This is a genomic window from Methylomicrobium sp. Wu6, from assembly GCF_035916875.1.
Classification (GTDB): Bacteria; Pseudomonadota; Gammaproteobacteria; order Methylococcales; family Methylomonadaceae; genus Methylomicrobium.
This window is the reverse complement of record NZ_JAXUHN010000071.1, coordinates 31420-48499: the sequence shown is the minus strand read 5'-3', so window position 1 is coordinate 48499 and position 17080 is coordinate 31420. Positions and strand designations below refer to the sequence as shown.

The 17080-nt window shown below is 49.8% G+C and carries 17 protein-coding genes; 14 read left to right on the top strand and 3 right to left on the bottom strand.

Features of this window, described 5'->3' with window-relative positions:
• The first annotated feature begins 108 nt into the window (after positions 1-108).
• The 8 genes from U2W12_RS09100 to U2W12_RS09065 all read left to right on the top strand — a co-directional run bounded on the left by U2W12_RS09100 (position 109) and on the right by U2W12_RS09065 (position 7591).
• Positions 109-1176, top strand: a complete 1068-nt coding sequence (locus tag U2W12_RS09100) for a replication initiator protein A (protein WP_326500360.1) — start codon at positions 109-111, stop codon at positions 1174-1176.
• A 701-nt stretch (positions 1177-1877) separates the two neighbouring features.
• Complete coding sequence (kleE, locus tag U2W12_RS09095) at positions 1878-2192, top strand: KleE stable inheritance protein (protein WP_326500359.1); 315 nt, start codon at positions 1878-1880, stop codon at positions 2190-2192.
• A gap of 122 nt (positions 2193-2314) precedes the next feature.
• A complete protein-coding gene (locus tag U2W12_RS09090) occupies positions 2315-2620 on the top strand; it encodes a transcriptional regulator KorA (RefSeq protein WP_326500358.1) in 306 nt (101 codons plus the stop codon).
• Positions 2617-3381, top strand: coding sequence for a ParA family protein (locus U2W12_RS09085; protein WP_326500357.1), 765 nt, complete (start codon positions 2617-2619; stop codon positions 3379-3381). The genes U2W12_RS09090 and U2W12_RS09085 overlap by 4 nt, the downstream gene beginning before the upstream one ends.
• Positions 3378-4391 carry a ParB/RepB/Spo0J family partition protein gene (locus tag U2W12_RS09080; protein WP_326500356.1) on the top strand — a complete coding sequence of 338 codons (1014 nt, stop codon included), beginning with the start codon at positions 3378-3380 and terminating at the stop codon, positions 4389-4391. Before U2W12_RS09085 ends, U2W12_RS09080 begins: the two co-directional genes overlap by 4 nt.
• Before the next feature lie 45 nt (positions 4392-4436).
• Entirely contained in the window at positions 4437-5597 is a 1161-nt protein-coding gene (locus U2W12_RS09075; protein ID WP_326500355.1) for a DNA-binding protein, read from the top strand.
• Positions 5598-5735: 138 nt separating this feature from the next.
• The gene (kfrB, locus tag U2W12_RS09070) at positions 5736-6083 is read left to right on the top strand and encodes an IncP plasmid survival protein KfrB (RefSeq protein WP_326500354.1); all 348 of its coding nucleotides are present in this window, start codon (positions 5736-5738) and stop codon (positions 6081-6083) included.
• A gap of 470 nt (positions 6084-6553) precedes the next feature.
• A complete protein-coding gene (locus U2W12_RS09065) occupies positions 6554-7591 on the top strand; it encodes a DUF3883 domain-containing protein (RefSeq protein WP_326500353.1) in 1038 nt (345 codons plus the stop codon).
• 216 nt (positions 7592-7807) lie between these two features.
• Here the strand turns inward: U2W12_RS09065 and U2W12_RS09060 are convergent, their stop codons facing one another.
• Genes U2W12_RS09060 through U2W12_RS09050 form a run of 3 tightly spaced genes read right to left on the bottom strand, consistent with a single transcriptional unit; the run spans position 7808 to position 9368 of the window.
• Entirely contained in the window at positions 7808-8248 is a 441-nt protein-coding gene (locus tag U2W12_RS09060) for a conjugal transfer protein TraM (RefSeq protein WP_326500352.1), read from the bottom strand.
• Positions 8245-8970 (bottom strand): ArsA-related P-loop ATPase, encoded by a 726-nt coding sequence (locus U2W12_RS09055; protein WP_326500351.1) that lies wholly within the window; start codon positions 8968-8970, stop codon positions 8245-8247. The genes U2W12_RS09060 and U2W12_RS09055 overlap by 4 nt, the downstream gene beginning before the upstream one ends.
• Positions 8970-9368, bottom strand: a complete 399-nt coding sequence (locus U2W12_RS09050) for a TraK family protein (RefSeq protein ID WP_326500350.1) — start codon at positions 9366-9368, stop codon at positions 8970-8972. The genes U2W12_RS09055 and U2W12_RS09050 overlap by 1 nt, the downstream gene beginning before the upstream one ends.
• A 336-nt stretch (positions 9369-9704) precedes the next feature.
• On the opposite strand from U2W12_RS09050, the gene traJ reads away from it, so the two are divergent.
• The 6 genes from traJ to U2W12_RS09020 are packed head-to-tail and all read left to right on the top strand — an operon-like array spanning position 9705 to position 17080.
• Complete coding sequence (traJ, locus tag U2W12_RS09045) at positions 9705-10079, top strand: conjugal transfer transcriptional regulator TraJ (RefSeq protein ID WP_326500349.1); 375 nt, start codon at positions 9705-9707, stop codon at positions 10077-10079.
• Positions 10080-10116: 37 nt separating this feature from the next.
• Positions 10117-12330 (top strand): TraI/MobA(P) family conjugative relaxase, encoded by a 2214-nt coding sequence (traI, locus tag U2W12_RS09040; RefSeq protein WP_326500348.1) that lies wholly within the window; start codon positions 10117-10119, stop codon positions 12328-12330.
• The gene (locus tag U2W12_RS09035; protein ID WP_326500347.1) at positions 12327-14225 is read left to right on the top strand and encodes a type IV secretory system conjugative DNA transfer family protein; all 1899 of its coding nucleotides are present in this window, start codon (positions 12327-12329) and stop codon (positions 14223-14225) included. Before traI ends, U2W12_RS09035 begins: the two co-directional genes overlap by 4 nt.
• A 5-nt stretch (positions 14226-14230) precedes the next feature.
• Positions 14231-14755: a conjugative transfer signal peptidase TraF gene (gene traF / locus U2W12_RS09030; protein ID WP_326500382.1), complete on the top strand. Its 525-nt coding sequence runs from the start codon at positions 14231-14233 to the stop codon at positions 14753-14755.
• Between the two features lie 13 nt (positions 14756-14768).
• Positions 14769-16835: a DNA topoisomerase 3 gene (locus U2W12_RS09025; RefSeq protein WP_326500346.1), complete on the top strand. Its 2067-nt coding sequence runs from the start codon at positions 14769-14771 to the stop codon at positions 16833-16835.
• 11 nt (positions 16836-16846) lie between these two features.
• Positions 16847-17080 carry a conjugal transfer protein TraD gene (locus U2W12_RS09020; RefSeq protein ID WP_326500345.1) on the top strand — a complete coding sequence of 78 codons (234 nt, stop codon included), beginning with the start codon at positions 16847-16849 and terminating at the stop codon, positions 17078-17080.

The following is a 17080-nucleotide window of genomic DNA, read 5'->3' as shown; positions in this document are numbered from 1 at the left end:
TGTTAGAGATTTGTACAAGCCCGCAACTGAGCTTTCCCGGATAGCCAAGCCAACAAATACCATTAAACACCAAAAAACCATAATAATCACGCGGCAGGGAACCAAAACATGACAAAACGTACCAGCAGCCGAGATCAGAATGACAGCATTACAACCAACGACCTAATCGGCCGTATCAATCGGGTGCGAGACCAACACAGTCGCATCGAAGCTGAAGCCCGGCCTGGAGAAAGCAACAACGAAGTAGCAACACGTCTTCGTCAGGAAAATGTCGGCACCTCCCCTTCGACTGTTCGCCGACGGCCAAAGAGTGACCAGCAGTTAGACCTTTTCATGCCTGCTCTCTATGACGTAGGAACCAAGGATAGTCGCAGCATCATGGACGTAGCCGTTTTCCGGCTGTCAAAAAAAGAAAAAAGAGCGGGTGAAGTTATTCGATACGATCTGCCAGATGGTCATGTCGAGGTCTCGTCCGGGCCTGCCGGCATGGCATCGGTATGGGACTATGACCTAGTTCTGATGGCAGTGTCGCACCTCACAGAAGCAATGAACCGCTACCGGGACGGAAAGGGCGAAAAACCTGGGCGAGTGTTCCGGCCGCATGTCGGGGATGTACTCAAATTCTGCCGACGCGCAGATGGAGGGAAGCAAAAAGACGACCTAGTGGCAACGTGCCTCCGTTTGAACACAACTCACGTTGCCATGCAGCGCACCAAAAAAGCTAAAAACGGGCGTACCGTGACAGTCTCAGAAGGAGAAGCTCTTATTAGCCGATACAAAATCATCGCGAACGAAAATGGGAAGCCTGAATACATCGAAATCGAACTTGCAGAATGGATGTTCCGCGAGATCGTGGAAGGAAAGAACCCGGAAGTGCTAACAGTCCACCCCGACTACTTCCTGATCGATCCAGGCATTGGTCGCTTTGTTTATCGCCTGGCTCGACGTGCAGCCGGAAAAACGCACGCCAAATGGGCCTTCCAGACAATCTATGAACGCAGCGGCAGCTCCGGCACTCTTAAGAAATTCAACTTTACCCTACGCAAGCTGATCGAGGCCAATGACATGCCAGAATACACCCTTTCAGAAGAACAAGGACAGATTGGTCCTGTCCTGGTAATGCAATACCGAAGTGCATCCATCGCTACCGGCGAAGAAGAGGTAATAGGTTCCTAATGTACGGGACACCCATGCAAATTAGTAAAGCTAAACCATCTAATCGCGTAAAAAGTTTTGCTAAACCGTTACTTAGGCAGGCATAGGCCATTGGCTTGTGGGTTGGGCGTACATTAGGAACTGGAAGCCGTACATTAAGAACCAAAAATCGTACATTAAGAACCGAAAGCCGTACTTTAGGAACCGGGAATACTTCTATGTCGCTGTTTTATAATATGAATATAGTGTTTTTTTTGTCTAAAACATAATAAAACTTATTTAAAACTCTAAAACCTTTTCACCTGTGTATAACTCATCAGAGATGCATCAAAAATTGCCTATAAAACAATCGCCATCTTTGTAAACAAAATGTAGGTAAAAGCTCAGAGACAGACTAAGGAAAAAGATGTATAGTATATATCGAAATTAAGAAACTAGGTTTACAAGGAAGAAGGCAACCTTGTCATTTACATGGGAAGGTACATTTAGAAAGAGGGATTAACTCCAAAGAGAGATTTTAGCGGCTAAAAAGTCAGCATTATAAATCTAATAATAAAACAAACTGACTGCATCTGAGGTGAGAAGGCTACAGCAATTGAATTGAGAATGCCCCGGATTTCTCCGGGGCGTTTTTGGCTTGGCGCTGTAACACCGAAGCCGTACTTTCCCAGGGTGGGGGAAGTATGTAATATTGAATACGTTAGCGCGTAGAGAGTCAAGTGATGACAAATATAATCAAGTTTCCAGCAAAGAAAACTCAATCTGTAGGCTCTGTTCAAGACAAGTCAACCAACCGATTAAATGTCATAGCAAAAACCGTTTTCGACTGCGTTATTCGCTTCGTATGGGTAGTAACTGTGCTTACTTGGCCCATCTTCAAATGGGTACTGTCTCTTGACATTTTAGTTCAGATGTTCCGGATAATTTACCATTGGAACACACCAGACGTTTATGCAGGCTGGAATTTTTTAATGCATTTTTCTGTGCTGACAGCCCTCACATATTATGTCTCAATTTACAAACCGAAAGGAATTTAGAAAATTTTAGCGGCTAAAAAGATTGACTGTTATTTGTTGTTTAGCTAAACTCTTGTGCCGTAGGTGGCTGTAACCGCCTTTTTTCAACATCAGGGTGTGTGGAGAATATATGGGTGTTATCTATGAAAAAAATATTGACCGAGGATCAGTTCCAGAAGGCAATCAAAGATCTGGAAATTGGACAACAAACTGTAGACATAGCGTGGGGCGTACTGGTAGAAGGAAGGCCACAAGCCGAGTATGCAACGACGCTGGGATTAAGCAGGGGAGCGGTATCGCAGGCGGTCAACAGAGTATGGGCGGCACACGAAGCAAACTTGCCAGTCGGTTTCGAACGAGTGACCGCAGTTCTACCGGAACATCAAGCATTCATAGTCAAGAAGTGGGCAGCAGACGCCGCCAAAAAGACAAAGGAACAAGCATCATGAAAACGTTAGTCACGGCCAACCAAAAAGGTGGAGTTGGTAAAACCTCGACACTGGTACACCTAGCATTCGATTTTTTCGAGCGAGGGCTGAAGGTAGCCGTGATTGATCTGGATACACAGGCTAATGCCTCTTACACCCTACAAGCCTTCCAGTCCGGGCTTCTGGCCAGCTCCATGTTCGGTGTCGAATCACTCGAACTGGAAAATAAAACCAAAGACAACATGCCCGTAATTGCTCTTATTGAATCCGATGCAGGATTGGCAAATATGGAAAAAATGGCATTAAATGAGGCTGGAACTAACTTTCGGGCTGCTATCGCTAACCTCAGTTCACAAGGTTTTGATGTGTGCTTAATTGATACTGCGCCGTCTCTTGGTGTCAGCATGGCCGCAGCGCTATTGGCAGCCGACTATGTGATATCGCCCATTGAACTTGAAGCCTACAGCATTCAAGGCATCAAGAAAATGGTAACAACCATAGCGAACATTCGGAAAGTGAATCCCAAATTACAATTCCTTGGCATGATCCCGAGCAAGGTGGACTCTCGAAATCCGAGACATGGCCGGCACCTTGAGGAATTGGAACGAGCTTACCCTCAACTGATGATACCGACAGGAGTTGGGCTGCGCAGCAGTATTGCTGATGCGCTGGCATCAGGTATGCCAGTTTGGCGGATTAAAAAAACAGCCGCAAGGAAAGCCACACAGGAAGTCCGCGCTCTGGCTGCCCACATAATTATGAAAATGGAGATTTACCAATGATTAGACCAATAATGTCCGGACTTGGCCTAGACAGCCTTGGCGACTTATCAGACCTTCTGAACCAGCCGGTAATGGACGGTAAAACGAACGGCCCATTGCAATTGTCCCTGGACCTGATTGACGAAGATCCCAATCAACCGCGCCACGCAGATAATCCAGGCTTTTCCAAGGAAAGCCTGGCGGAGCTAGCCGAAACCATCGAGGATCGCGGGGTGAAATCTCCAATTTCTGTTCGTGAGCACCCCAAGGTAGAAGGTCGCTACGTCATCAATCACGGAGCGCGACGATTTCGTGCGTCGCGGATCGCAGGGAAAGACAGCATCCCAGCTTTCATCGATAACGACTATTCCGAAGCAGACCAGGTTATCGAGAATCTGCAACGCAACGAGCTGACTGCTCGCGAGATTGCTGACTTTATTGGCCGAGAACTGGCTAAGGGAAAGAAAAAAAGCGAAATCGCCCGAGAAATTGGAAAATCCCCAGCATTTGTGACGCAGCATGTGGTGTTGCTCGACCTACCGGACCCCATTGCCACTGCATTCAGCACCGGACGGGCTAATGATGTAACAGTCATCAATGAACTGGTGAAAGATTATAAGAAAAACCCTGAGCAAGTGCGCTTATGGTTAGCCGACGAGAGCCAAGAGCTGACGCGGGGATCAGTTAAGCTGCTGCACGAATTCTTAGAAGACAAGCGCATTCATGATGGCGGCGAAGTTAATGATTCTAAGACGGTGAACGCACTAGCTGGAAAGACCGATGCCGAGACAGGCGAGAGAGAGCAAGAAGACCAGAAAAGCTCGGACGCCAAGAAGATAGTGAAGTTAGATGATCCAGAAAAGCTCAAAAAGGCCATTATTCACGTAAATCATGATGGTCGTCTAGCTCGTCTGATCCTAACTCGACGCCCACCAGCCGATGGATGGGCTTGGTTGAAGTATGAGGATGACGGACATGAGTTCGAGGCTGAGCTAACAACCGTGCAGCTTGTTGCGTTGCTGGAAGGATGATTACCGCGATTTAACAACTACCAATTAGCTTGATTTGACCCCGCCTTGAGCGGGGTTTTTTTTGTCATTTATTTGTTTGTTAGTTTATTAGTTTGTTTATTTGTTAGTTTGTTATATAATAAAGGCGTCAATAAATTATATCAGGAGAATGTTATGCGTCCCGCCGAGTTTACTCCCGAAACAATCATCCAGGCCGGTCAAGAGCTGCAAGCGACAGGCCGCAATATCACTGGCTTTGCTTTACGTCAGAAAGTTGGAGGAGGCAATCCGTCACGGCTTAAGCAGGTGTGGGACGAGTATATTAGCAGCCAGGCTGTGACTAAGACCGAGCCGGTCGCAGAATTGCCAGTTGAGGTGGCTGATGAGATGGCTGCCGTAACGAAGGCGCTTACGGATCGTCTAGCTATCTTGGCAGTGGAGCTGAACGATAAAGCAGTGAAGGCAGCGGAACGCCGGGTTGCCGAAGTCATTCGAACGGCCGGCGAACAGCGCGAACAGGCCGAGCGCGAGTTGGCTGATGCCTCACAAACTGTTGACGATCTCGAAAACTCTCTGGATGAAACAAAGAGTAAGGTTGAGGAGTTAGAAAATCTTCTGTCAAAGCAACGGAACACAACTCAGGATTTGTCTATCGAATTGGCTCAAGCGCGCGAGCGCCTGGCGGTCATCGTGCAATCCTCAAAGACAGCCGCAGATGAACACATTGCCGAGTTAAATCGACTGAATGCTGGGATAGACGCCGAGCGTACCCGGCAACGGCAGGAAGTCGATCAGATTCGCGCTGAGCTGGCTGAACAAAAAAAAATCAGCCAAGCGGTAGCTGCTGAGCGTGATCAAATAAAGGCTGAGCTGGCGACTGCGAAGGCCAAAGCTGAGGCGGCAAGCAGTGAGGCTGCTCGGCAGGCCGAGAGCATGCGCGCAGAACTGAAAGAGCTAAAGAAAGCCTCTCAGGAGGCTACTGCCGAACGAGACCAAATACGCACCGAACTTGCTGCCGTGAAGGCAAAGGCGGATGCTGCCGAACAGGTACATCAAGAACAGCGCAAGCAAGCCGCAACAGAGGCTCATCGGATGGCCGAGCGTATGACCAAGGCTAATAACAACATGGAGGAAGCCAACAAGGAGGCTAGAGAGGCCCGCGAGGAAGCGGCTACTCTTCGAGGACGCATTCAAGCTCTGGAAGAGATGATGAAGCAAGGCAAATGACCAAAGTGAAAATACCTGATCCTTTATAAGGATTCCTTTAAAATGGCATGTATATAAAGCCAGTCTCTAAGTGAGGGCTGGCTTTTTTTGCTATGCTGGAGGAGCAATGATTTTACAATTAAACTGTGAGAGGTGCTTATGAAACAGCGCCTGTTGGTTATGAACGGGCAACGCATTGTTCAGGAGGAGCTCGAAGGCGCATGGACGAACCAGAAAGTGGACAAAGCCGGTGCTTTAAAGCCTGGTATATACAACATTTATACGGCTGACAAAGCGGACAAGTCGAAGCGGTATGATGGTGTAGTGGTCCATACGGACAATAACAATGTGTACCAACAAATAGATAAAAAATTTGTCATGCATTCGCGCCAAGATTTCGATACAGTGCCTATTATCGGAAGTGCGAAAAGCATTAGTTACAACGAGCAAGGTAAAGCAGTCGTTTCGGCCGAGGCAGTAAAACTAAGTCGAGGGCGCTCCCGATAAATTTTAGCCGCTAAAATTGATGCGTCATAAAATTGATTTTGTTGATTCCGATATTTTGCGTCATCTTTGAAAAAAAGCCCGGTGCGACTGGGCTTTTTTATTAAAATTATAAATTACATCGAATGTTCGAGTTCGACCCATAGCAGACGAACATGTTTTAAAGCGTGATGACCGCAAATTTTCGACAAACTGTCATTCAATGTGCGATTAGCGAAGCGTAATCGCACGCATGTCGTATACATAATTTCTCCGAATACGCTTCGCTATTCGGAGCTACGTGGACTCATTTCAGACGCTCGATCCTTACTTTGTGATATTATCCCGGTCCGTTTATTATGCGCAAAATATTGGATATACTGTTTAGAAACTCTAGCTTTGCGGCATCACTCATGACAATAAGCCGTGATAAAGAGTATGTTAGCCAGACTTGGAATAATAACTTGCTAGCTCTCTCGATTGGAAATCTATAGATGAAAATTCTCTTTGCCAGAGTCGGTTTCATGAAGTTCTATCATGGCCCAAAGCCAGGGGATGAAAAACCTATAGGTGGCGGTTCATACAACACTGAAGAAATAGGCCACGAGGCTTACAACTTTCTCAATATCAATGGAACCTTGTACGGCTATTTTCAGCCTCACATGAAACCGCCTTACGAAATCAACCTTGGCCGAATTTCACAGGGCTGCACCGATGGCAAGATCGACAATGTGCTGGTCATCTGGTTTGCAACCAATCCAATAGATAGGGGACAGGTAGTTATTGGCTGGTACAACAACGCAACCGTTTTCAGATCTTTCCAATCCCCCAATGCTCTGCCTCTCAGAGAGAACTACAACTACAACATTAAAGCCAAGAAAGAGGATTGCGTTCTGCTCCCAATAAGCAAACGGAAGTTTCCCGTTGGTCACGATATCGAAGGAACAAAAGAAGGAAACCCAGGTCAGGCAAATGCCTTTTATGTGCTCGATGAGCGAGGTCAAGAAAAAGACTTTAGAAACCCAAACAACGCGTGGATTAAAAAACTCATTGAGTATGCTGAAAACTACGGCGGTCCTAGAATTTCCTCCCGCGAGGATGAAGTTCAGGAAGATATGCTGACTGCTGAGCATTCATCAGGCGGACAGGGCTTTCAGAGCGATGTAGAGATTCGACTGATGATTGAATCCCATGCAATGACCACCTGCAAGAAATATTATTCTGATAAGGGCTATGAGGTGGAAGATGTATCCGCCAATCGTTCTTACGATTTTATTATCAAAAAAAATGGACAATCACGCTTCGTAGAAGTCAAGGGAACCCAAACTGCGGGAGACACCATTGTTTTGACTAAAAATGAAGTCGAGCTAAGCCGAGAGCTGGGCGGCAAAATGGTGCTATTCATTGTTCATTCAATCGTTATGAATAAAAAGACAGTAAAAAAAGGGAGCGGTGTTGTTTCTATCATTGATCCATGGCAGGTAAGCGATGACAGACTTACACCCATTTCATTCACCTATAGACTGAGCTAACAACACCATTAACTCGGACAGCCAAAAGCGTCGCTTCGCTCTGCTTTTGTCTGCAGGTTATTGTGAGCGTTGAGCGAGCAATTTGTGGCCGAACAGAGACCGTCAATGCCAGGCGCAATATAAACTAATGCTTCAAATTGTCTGATCAAGTTCAGAGTTTTACATTCAAATTAAAAAGCCCGGTCGCGCCGGGCTTTTTTGATCAGATGCCGCTTTTCATAACGAGGCCCACAGAACCAGGCCTGCGGCGAAGACGGTCATGATGGCTGCCGCCATGTTCATAAAGGCTACACGCTTCGACTCGCGGATCGGTGCGGCGATCTTTGATATTCCCGCTTCTACTTCGCGTCGTACGGTTTCAGCCGCTACTTTTGCACCTTCCTGCATCACCTTCATCATTTCTTCGCGACTCGCCAACAGAGCCGCATTAAGTGTCCTTTCAGCCTTGTTTTTGGCATCATCCCCCCAGCGATGTGCGATGTCTTCCAGTTCTTCCTTGAACGAATTTAGAATTACTTGCTGGGCAGCCTCGCTGTCCTGCATCAATTTTTCATTAATTGTTTGCAGGATCAAAATCGGATCATCGCGGCCCACTGCGATGCCGTGCTTTGCTGCTATTTCCTTGATAATTGCCTCGATCTTATCGTCAGCCATCACAGCACCGCCGTATTTTCCATTTGGCCATACAATTGGGTTCGAACGATCTTGAGCCGCTGCCTAGTCATAATCGTGAGCGATTCCATTGCCAAAGCTTCGTCGAATGTCATGCGCTCTTGAAGCATTTCCGCAAAGTCCCGACCGTAAGTCTCTTCTTTGAGGACGGGAATCTTGATGATAGCCGAGACACGCCCTTTGTTTGCTGTATAGGCTTTCATTTGCTCAAACCCTTTGCCCTCGTGCTCGATGGCTCCCCAATATGGGTTCAGCCAAACCACAAACAAGCATTCGCTCGGAAACTGGCCAGCGAGCTGCGCAAAACCGCTCACTGTGTCCAGTAAGGCCTGCCCGCCAGTGATGACTGTATGAACGACCAGGGTATGACCCATGTCCTGAAGCAATGCAGGTACTTGGTTGCTGATCAGGTAATGCGATAACGGCACGAATGAGCTTGCTCCGTTGTCGATAATGACATCGTTTTCTGCCGTTGCAATCAACTCGACCAGAACATCGAAGTTACGAGTGTTGATTTCGTCGCCGTCCATGATGTTCAGGCGGCGCACTTTCAGGGCTTTATACCCTTCAAATGTCGCGTTTACCGGATCGGTATCGATGCACAAAGGCGATTGACCTTTGCTTATTTTATGTTGCGCAATGGCGGCCGCAATCATCGACTTACCAACGCCGCCCTTGCCTTGTAAAACCATATGAATTTTTGACATTAGAATAACTCCTCTTTCTTGGGTGTTGCGTTAAATGTGAATCCGTTTAATGGATCGTCATTTTTCTGTTCTACTTTTGAAGTTTTGATCTTTTGATCATCCTGGCTTTCTTTTCCTGTAAAGGCCTGTGCGCCCGTTTTTGGCGTTGTTTTCGGATCGGCCTGTGTTGTAGGTTTCATGTGCCGACGAACATGCTTACGGAATGTCTCGTAGCTGCACTTGAGCTTCCCTGTTTCGTGCATGTGCTCCCAGATCGTTGACAGGGCGTATCCTGCATCGATCGCCTCCTTCACGTTTGAACGTGCAGCCAAGAACGCGACCGCGGCCTCATCCTGTCTGCGTTTCTTTTTTGCTCGCTTATCGACCCATTCGGCTAGTTCATCGATGTAACTTTTCATCGCTTTCCTGTGGTTTCGTTTTTTGTTGCATCACTCTTGGAAAGTCTGTGTAAACCGCAAGGAACATAAAAGGATATTTCTGTGATTGCTTGCATTGTGGTTATTATAAGCACAATTTCGATATAAACGATGTATTATTTACGATATACAGAAATTGTGGTGTATAATTTCCTTGGCGTAAACACCGCCGTCAGGCGGGCAAGATGGGTGAAGTTAGCTAATCGGCGTAGCCGATTAACTAATTTCACTCTCCCTTATTCGCGCTATCGCACTCAACGGGCATCTTGCTCTGCGAGGCTGACCAGCTACCGCTGGCAGAAAAAATGAGGTTAAGCGATGGAACAAGACGAAAAGCGAACCGGCAAGAAACGGGGACACCATTTACGGGTGCCAGTGTTCCCGGAAGAAAAAGGTGAGATCGAACGCCAGGCAAAACAGGCTGGTATGAGTGTTGCGAGTTTTTTGCGTGAAGTAGGTCAGGGTTACAAGATTACTGGCGTTGTTGATTACGAGCAGGTGCGCGAATTAGCTCGAATCAATGGCGATCTAGGTCGCCTTGGCGGTCTTCTGAAGCTCTGGCTGACAAACGATGACCGTGTCGCTAAGTTTAGCGAGTCCACTATACGAACTCTGTTAAGCCGGATTCAGGCTACACAGGACGAAATGGGCCGTATCATGAAGGCAGTGGTTCGCCCAAGGGCTGAACCATGATTCTTTTAGCGGCTAAAAAAATACTTGAGGGCATGGAGTGATCGCAAAGCACATTCCTATGCGGTCACTCGGTAAAAGCGACTTCGCGAGTCTGGTAGATTACATCACCGACGAGCAGGAAAAGACCGAACGTCTAGGGCAGGTTAGGGTTACTAACTGCGAGGCCGGAACAGTGCAAGCCGCGATAGATGAAGTGCTGGCAACGCAGCACATCAACACTCGTGCCCAGAGCGACAAGACCTATCACTTGCTGCTTGGTTTCCCGTTGGGCGAGATCCCGAATGCCGAAATATTGGCGTCTATCGAAGATCGTATTTGTAGTGGCCTTGGGTACGGCGATCATCAGCGGGTTAGTGCGGTGCATCACGATACCGACCATCTGCACATCCATATCGCAATCAACAAGATTCACCCAACGCGAAACACCATACATGAACCTTTCCAGGCCTATCGAACGCTTGGAGAGCTTTGCACAAAGTTGGAACGGGAATACGGCCTACAGCGCGTGAACCACGAGCCCAGGCGTCGGCTATCCGAGAGCCGTGCCGGCGACATGGAACAGCACTCCGGCATTGAAAGCCTCGTTAGTTGGATCAAGCGTGAATGCCTGGACGAGCTCAAAGATGCGCAAACCTGGACTGAGTTGCATCAGATCATTCGCGAGAATGGCCTAGAGCTGCGCGAGCGCGCTAACGGCTTTATCATCGCGGCAGGCGACGGCACGATGGTTAAGGCAAGTACAGTATCCCGCGAACTTTCTAAGCCTAAGCTGGAAGCCCGGCTTGGCTCGTTCGAGGCTTCGCCTGAATGGAAAACGCAAACTAAAACCCGGCGCATATATCAGAAAGACCCGATACGCATGCGGATCAAGACCGTTGAGCTTTACGCTAGGTACACGGCCGAACAGAAGAGCCTCACCGCTGTGCGGGCCGAGGCTCTGGCGAAGGCGAAGCGCCGAAAGGATCGGGCAATTGAGGACGCTAAGCGTTCAAATCGCTTGCGCCGGGCGGCCATCAAGATCGTTGACGGCAAAGGCATCGACAAGCGGGTGCTGTATTCCCAGGCCAGCGCATCTTTGCGGACTACTCTGCGCACGATCCATCAGGACTACTCGAACGAACGCGAACGGCTTTATAAGGGTTTCAAGCGCAAAACGTGGGCAGACTGGCTCAGGCTAGAGGCGGTCAAGGGCGACGACGAGGCGCTGGCCGCCCTGCGATCCCGCGAGGCCTCACAGGGCCTCAAGGGCAACACGTTCCGGGCTGAGGGGCAGGCCAAACCAGGTCATGCGCCTGTACTGGACAACATTACCAAGAAGGGCACGATCATCTTCCGGGTCGGACTGTCGGTTGTCCGGGATGATGGCGACAAGCTGCAAGTCTCACGAGAGGCTTCCCGCGAAGGCCTGCAAGCTGCCCTCCGGTTTGCAATAGAGAAGTACGGTGAACGGATCACCGTCAACGGCACCGCCGAGTTCAAGGCGCAGATCGTGCGTGCTGCTGTGGATATAAATTTACCCATCACCTTTGCCGATCCGGGTCTAGAGCGTCGGCGGCAGGAACTTTTGACCAAGGAGAAAGCGTATGAGCGACCAAAATTACAGTTCGACCGAGGACGAACTGATAGACGTGGCATTGGCTGCGCTGGATCAAGAGCCGTTGCCGACCAGCACGTTACCGGATCTAGCAGCACTCGACCCGAGCCAGGGTACAGCCGAACAGCCAGGGCAACTGATGGCTCCGCCGAATTCAACAGGAAGCCCGACATTGGACGCCCTGGACGAAAGCCGCCGCCCCAAAGCCAGAACCGCTTGCGAACACTGTCCAGCCTCGGTGTGGTTCGCATCGCCAGTGGAAGTGAAGTGCTATTGCCGGGTGATGTTCCTGGTCATATGGAGCAGCAAAGAACCCAACCAGATAACACACTGCGACGGAGTGTTTTTGGGCCAAGAGTAAAGCCAGATCAAATTACTGCCGCTAATAAATATATTGGCGAAAGAGAAAAAATGAGGCTTAATATATTCGATATACAGAAACATTCACTATATAATGGACAAAATGGAGATTTTTATTATGGAGGCACCCGGAATGTCGATGGGCATGTTTTGGCGTTGCTTAAATATGGTGATGAAGTTGTGGTGCTACCTATCGATCAGGCAACGGCTAGACGGTTAAAGCGCGTTGGGGTAGGCGATCCTGTTACGATCACCGCGGCAGGTTCGATTAAAACATCAAAAGGAAGGAGTCAATGAGTCCTAAACACAATAATGCTGTCGGCCCTCAAGTACGGGGAAAGAAGAAAGGTAAAAAACTGTTACCCACGTTGGGCTTGCTTTCACTTAGTGCGGGACTGCAATCAGCCACGCAATTTTTCGCACATCAATTTAAATATCAAGAAGTGCTTGGTCATCACATAAACCATATTTATGCGCCTTGGTCGATCTTGCAGTGGGGGACAGAATGGTACAGCAAGTATCCGGATGAAGTTATGCGGGCTGGAAGTATCGGCCTGATGGTTTCGACTGTAGGGCTGATGGGGGTAGCGATAGCGAAAGTTATTTCCTCGAACTCGTCTACGGCTAACGAGTTCTTGCACGGCTCGGCTCGATGGGCAGAGGAAAAAGATATTCAAGCTGCTGGCCTGCTGCAACGGCCGCGAACTTTTCTTGAAATGGTGACGGGCAAAGACTCGCCAACCTCGGCCGGCGTTTATGTCGGCGGTTGGGAGGACAAAGATGGTAAATTTTATTATCTGCGCCATAACGGGCCAGAACACGTCTTGACTTATGCGCCGACCCGTTCAGGCAAAGGTGTCGGCTTGGTTGTTCCGACCTTGTTATCATGGCCAGCCAGTACAGTCGTCACTGATCTGAAAGGCGAGTTGTGGGCGTTGACAGCCGGCTGGAGAAAGAAGCACGCTAGGAACAAAGTGATGCGCTTCGAGCCGGCGTCATTAAATGGAGGCCTATGCTGGAATCCTCTGGATGAAATACGGATGGGCACTGAATATGAGGTTGGCGATGTTCAAAACCTGGTTACGTTGATTGTTGATCCGGATGGCAAGGGCCTTGATTCCCATTGGCAAAAAACTGCTTTCGCTCTGCTGGTTGGTGTAATTCTACATGCGCTCTTCAAGGCTAAACATGAAGGTACGCCGGCTACCTTACCATCAGTCGATGCCATGTTGGCCGATCCAAATCGCGACATTGCCGAGCTCTGGATGGAAATGGCGACCTACGGGCATCAAGACGGTCAGAATCACCTGGCCATAGGATCGGCGGCTCGCGACATGATGGACCGGCCGGAAGAAGAGGCCGGATCAGTCCTGTCCACGGCCAAGTCTTACTTATCTCTATACCGCGACCCTGTTGTTGCAAGGAACGTCAACAAATCCGAGTTCTGCATCAGAGACCTGATGAACCACGACGATCCGGTAAGCCTATACATAGTCACCCAACCGAACGACAAGGCGCGCTTGCGCCCCTTGGTGCGCATCATGGTGAACATGATCGTGCGACTCTTGGCCGACAAAATGGATTTCGAAAAAGGCCGTCCGGTTGCCCACTACAAGCACCGGCTCTTGATGATGCTGGACGAGTTCCCCAGTCTTGGCCGCCTGGAGATCCTGCAAGAGTCGTTGGCTTTCGTCGCCGGTTACGGCATTAAGTGCTACCTGATCTGCCAGGATATTAACCAACTCAAGAGCCGAGAAACCGGCTATGGGCATGACGAGGCAATTACCTCGAACTGCCACGTTCAAAACGCCTATCCACCCAACCGCGTTGAGACGGCCGAACATCTTTCAAGGTTGACAGGGCAAACCACTGTGATCAAAGAACAGATCACAACCAGCGGCAGACGCACTGCGGCCATGATGGGGCAGGTTTCACGAACGATCCAAGAAGTCCAAAGACCTTTGCTTACGCCAGATGAATGTTTGCGAATGCCGGGGCCGAGGAAAAACGCAGAAGGCGAAATAGAGCAGCCTGGCGACATGGTTATCTATGTGGCTGGCTATCCTGCTATCTATGGCAAGCAGCCGCTTTATTTCAAAGACCCTATTTTCCAAGCTCGTGCCGCAATCGCTGCGCCAAAGTTCAGCGATAAGACCATCACCAAGGAAGAAGGTAAGGGGATTGAGATATGACAACAATTAGCCATTATCTAAAAAACATCACTCTTAGCGTTGCTATTTCTGTTTTTTCTTTCGGTGTACTTGGGGCCGCAGGTGCCCGTATTAATACCACTAAGAGCATCCCAGTCGGATTGTACTGGACTAGCAGCGCACCGGTAGAAAAGGGCGCTTATGTCATGTTCTGCCCGCCGCATGTCGACGTTTTCGATGAGGCCCAAGAACGCGGCTATATTGGGGCTGGCTTCTGCCCTGGTGGCTACGGCTACATGATGAAGCGGATTTTAGCCGCTAAAAACGACGATGTTTCGGTTGCCGATGATGGCGTGCGCGTGAATGGTGAATTGCTGCCATTCAGTGCACCGCGCAAGGCCGATACTGCCGGCCGAGCGATGCCATTGTATAAAGCCGACCACTACACGCTTGGCAATGCCGAACTCCTGCTTATGTCCGACGTGAGCAGCACGTCCTTTGATGGCCGCTACTTTGGGCCGGTCAATCGTTCGCAAATAAAGACTGTGATTCGTCCGGTCATTACCTGGTAGGGAGAAAATCACAATGAGATTGTTCATAGCTGAAAAGCCGTCTGTAGCAAAGGCTATCGCCGGCGAGCTGGGCATCACTGGAAAAGGCGACGGCTATATCGAGTGTGGGAACGATACCGTTTCCTGGTGTTTCGGGCATATGCTCGAACAAGCGGAACCTGACGAGTACACGGATAATGCCGTGCCACGCGGCAAAAACGGCAAAAAGATTTGGCGAGTTGAAGAACTGCCCATCATCCCGACAACATGGATTCTCAAGCCTAAGGACGATGCAAAGAAACAGCTCGCTGTTATCGGCAAGCTACTCAAGGAATCGGTTGAAGTAGTCAATGCAGGCGACCCCGACCGAGAAGGTCAATTGCTGGTTGATGAAGTGTTGGACCACTTCCGCAACAGCAAGCCAGTACGCCGCTTTTGGGTGTCGGCCCAAGACTCCGTTTCGGTGCAACGTGGATTGGCCGCACTCAAGGAAAACCACAGCTATGTGGGCTGGGCTGACGCCGCCAGGGCACGCCAGCGCGCCGACTGGCTGATCGGCATGAACCTCAGTCGCGCCTACACACTTCGGGCGCAGCGCGGAGGCTCCCGCGCCCTCTTGACCGTGGGCCGCGTGCAGACCCCTACGCTGGCACTGGTTGTCGCTAGGGATCGGGAAATCGAGGCATTCAAGCCTATTCACTATCACACTATCCCGGCCGAGATTCAGCACGCCGGCGGTTCCTTTACCGCAGTCTGGAAAGCCAAGGAGGATCAAGCCGGTTTCGACCCCGAGGGCTGTTTGGTCGATACAACCATCGCCAACACTATCGTGAGCAAGGTGACTGGTAAGTCAGGCACCATTGCCGAATATAAACAGGAAGCCAAGAAGCAGAACCAACCGTTGGCCTTCGCGCTTTCCGATATTACCTTGCTGACATCAAACAAGTTCGGGTACAGCGCCGAGGATGTGCTGAATACCTGTCAGGCGCTTTATGAAACCCACAAGATGACATCTTACCCTCGTACCGATTGCGCTTATCTGCCCGAGTCGCAGCACGCCGATGCGCCCTGCGTTTTGGACGCGATCAAGCACATCAATCCAGAGCTGGTCGGTATCGTGGACGGCGCCGATCCACGCATTAAATCCAAGACTTGGGACGACTCAAAGATTACCGCGCATCACGGAATCATCCCGACGATGCACAAAGGCAGTAAAGCGGGCCTCAGTGACAAAGAAAGGAACATCTATGAGCTTATCGTCCTGGCCTACCTCGCGCAGTTCTACCCGGTGCATGAGTACATGAAAACCACCGTGGGGGCGGTTGTCGAGGGCGAATCATTCAGCGCAAGCGGAAAGGTTGTCACCCATAACGGCTGGAGGGATGTGTTTCAGGAGGCTGACGACGAGAACGGCAAAGATTTAGAAGAGGGCGGCAGCCAATGTTTACCAGCGATGAAGAATGGCGACGACGTGACCTGCATACTGGCCACTCGTAAGGATTCCAAGACAAAGCCTCCGGCACGCTTCACCGAGGGTACGCTGCTCCGTGCAATGGAGAACATCCATAAATTCGTATCAGACCCAGAGCACAAGAAGATGCTGCGTGATGGCGACGGCATCGGCACGTCAGCAACCCGAGCATCCATTCTGTCCGAGCTGAAGCGTCGTGAGTTCGTTGAACTCAAGGGCAAGCAGATCGTGAGCACGACCTTGGGCCGCAGCGTCATCGACGCACTGCCTGAGATCGTGAAAAGCCCAGTATTGACTGCCTTGTATGAGCGCATGTTGAAGGGGATCGAGCAAGGCACTGCCGAGCTGGGCGCCTTTATCGCCAGGCAAGAGGCTTTCATCCGTGACCAGGTGGCGAAAGCCAACGCCGGATCCGTAACCATCGCCGGAGTTAAAGAAGCTGTACCGGTATCCTCGCTGAATAAGTGCATGGCTTGCGGGAGCGGCCTTTCGCGGCGGCCAAGCAAGAAGAAAGGGCATTATTGGTGGGGATGCAGCAAGTTCCCTGCCTGCAATCAAACTTATCCCGACCTAAAAGGGCATCCGGACTATAGCAAGGCCCGTAACAACATTGAAATTAAAAGTGAATGAGAGGTGAAACCATGGCGAATAGTACAGGTAATGATGATTTGAATGAAAATACAGGATTCTCTATTGATGGAGAGGCCGCTGACTCGTCCACGCTCATTGAAAAACTGAGTGACGCAGAAACAACGCCGGGCTTTGAGGCAGAGTTTGATCCAGAAGAAGCCGATAAAGCCGGAGCTTTTGCAGAAGACGCTATTAGTGAACAGGATGCGTTAGAGAGTAGCGCTGACCTGATAGACCTTGGGTAG

Coding starts and splice junctions, on each gene's coding strand:
- U2W12_RS09100 (WP_326500360.1), top strand. CDS start 109: ATGACAAAACGTACCAGCAGCCGAGATCAGAATGACAGCATTACAACC.
- kleE (WP_326500359.1), top strand. CDS start 1,878: ATGACAAATATAATCAAGTTTCCAGCAAAGAAAACTCAATCTGTAGGC.
- U2W12_RS09090 (WP_326500358.1), top strand. CDS start 2,315: ATGAAAAAAATATTGACCGAGGATCAGTTCCAGAAGGCAATCAAAGAT.
- U2W12_RS09085 (WP_326500357.1), top strand. CDS start 2,617: ATGAAAACGTTAGTCACGGCCAACCAAAAAGGTGGAGTTGGTAAAACC.
- U2W12_RS09080 (WP_326500356.1), top strand. CDS start 3,378: ATGATTAGACCAATAATGTCCGGACTTGGCCTAGACAGCCTTGGCGAC.
- kfrB (WP_326500354.1), top strand. CDS start 5,736: ATGAAACAGCGCCTGTTGGTTATGAACGGGCAACGCATTGTTCAGGAG.
- U2W12_RS09065 (WP_326500353.1), top strand. CDS start 6,554: ATGAAAATTCTCTTTGCCAGAGTCGGTTTCATGAAGTTCTATCATGGC.
- U2W12_RS09055 (WP_326500351.1), bottom strand. CDS start 8,970: ATGTCAAAAATTCATATGGTTTTACAAGGCAAGGGCGGCGTTGGTAAG.
- U2W12_RS09050 (WP_326500350.1), bottom strand. CDS start 9,368: ATGAAAAGTTACATCGATGAACTAGCCGAATGGGTCGATAAGCGAGCA.
- traJ (WP_326500349.1), top strand. CDS start 9,705: ATGGAACAAGACGAAAAGCGAACCGGCAAGAAACGGGGACACCATTTA.
- U2W12_RS09035 (WP_326500347.1), top strand. CDS start 12,327: ATGAGTCCTAAACACAATAATGCTGTCGGCCCTCAAGTACGGGGAAAG.
- U2W12_RS09025 (WP_326500346.1), top strand. CDS start 14,769: ATGAGATTGTTCATAGCTGAAAAGCCGTCTGTAGCAAAGGCTATCGCC.
- U2W12_RS09020 (WP_326500345.1), top strand. CDS start 16,847: ATGGCGAATAGTACAGGTAATGATGATTTGAATGAAAATACAGGATTC.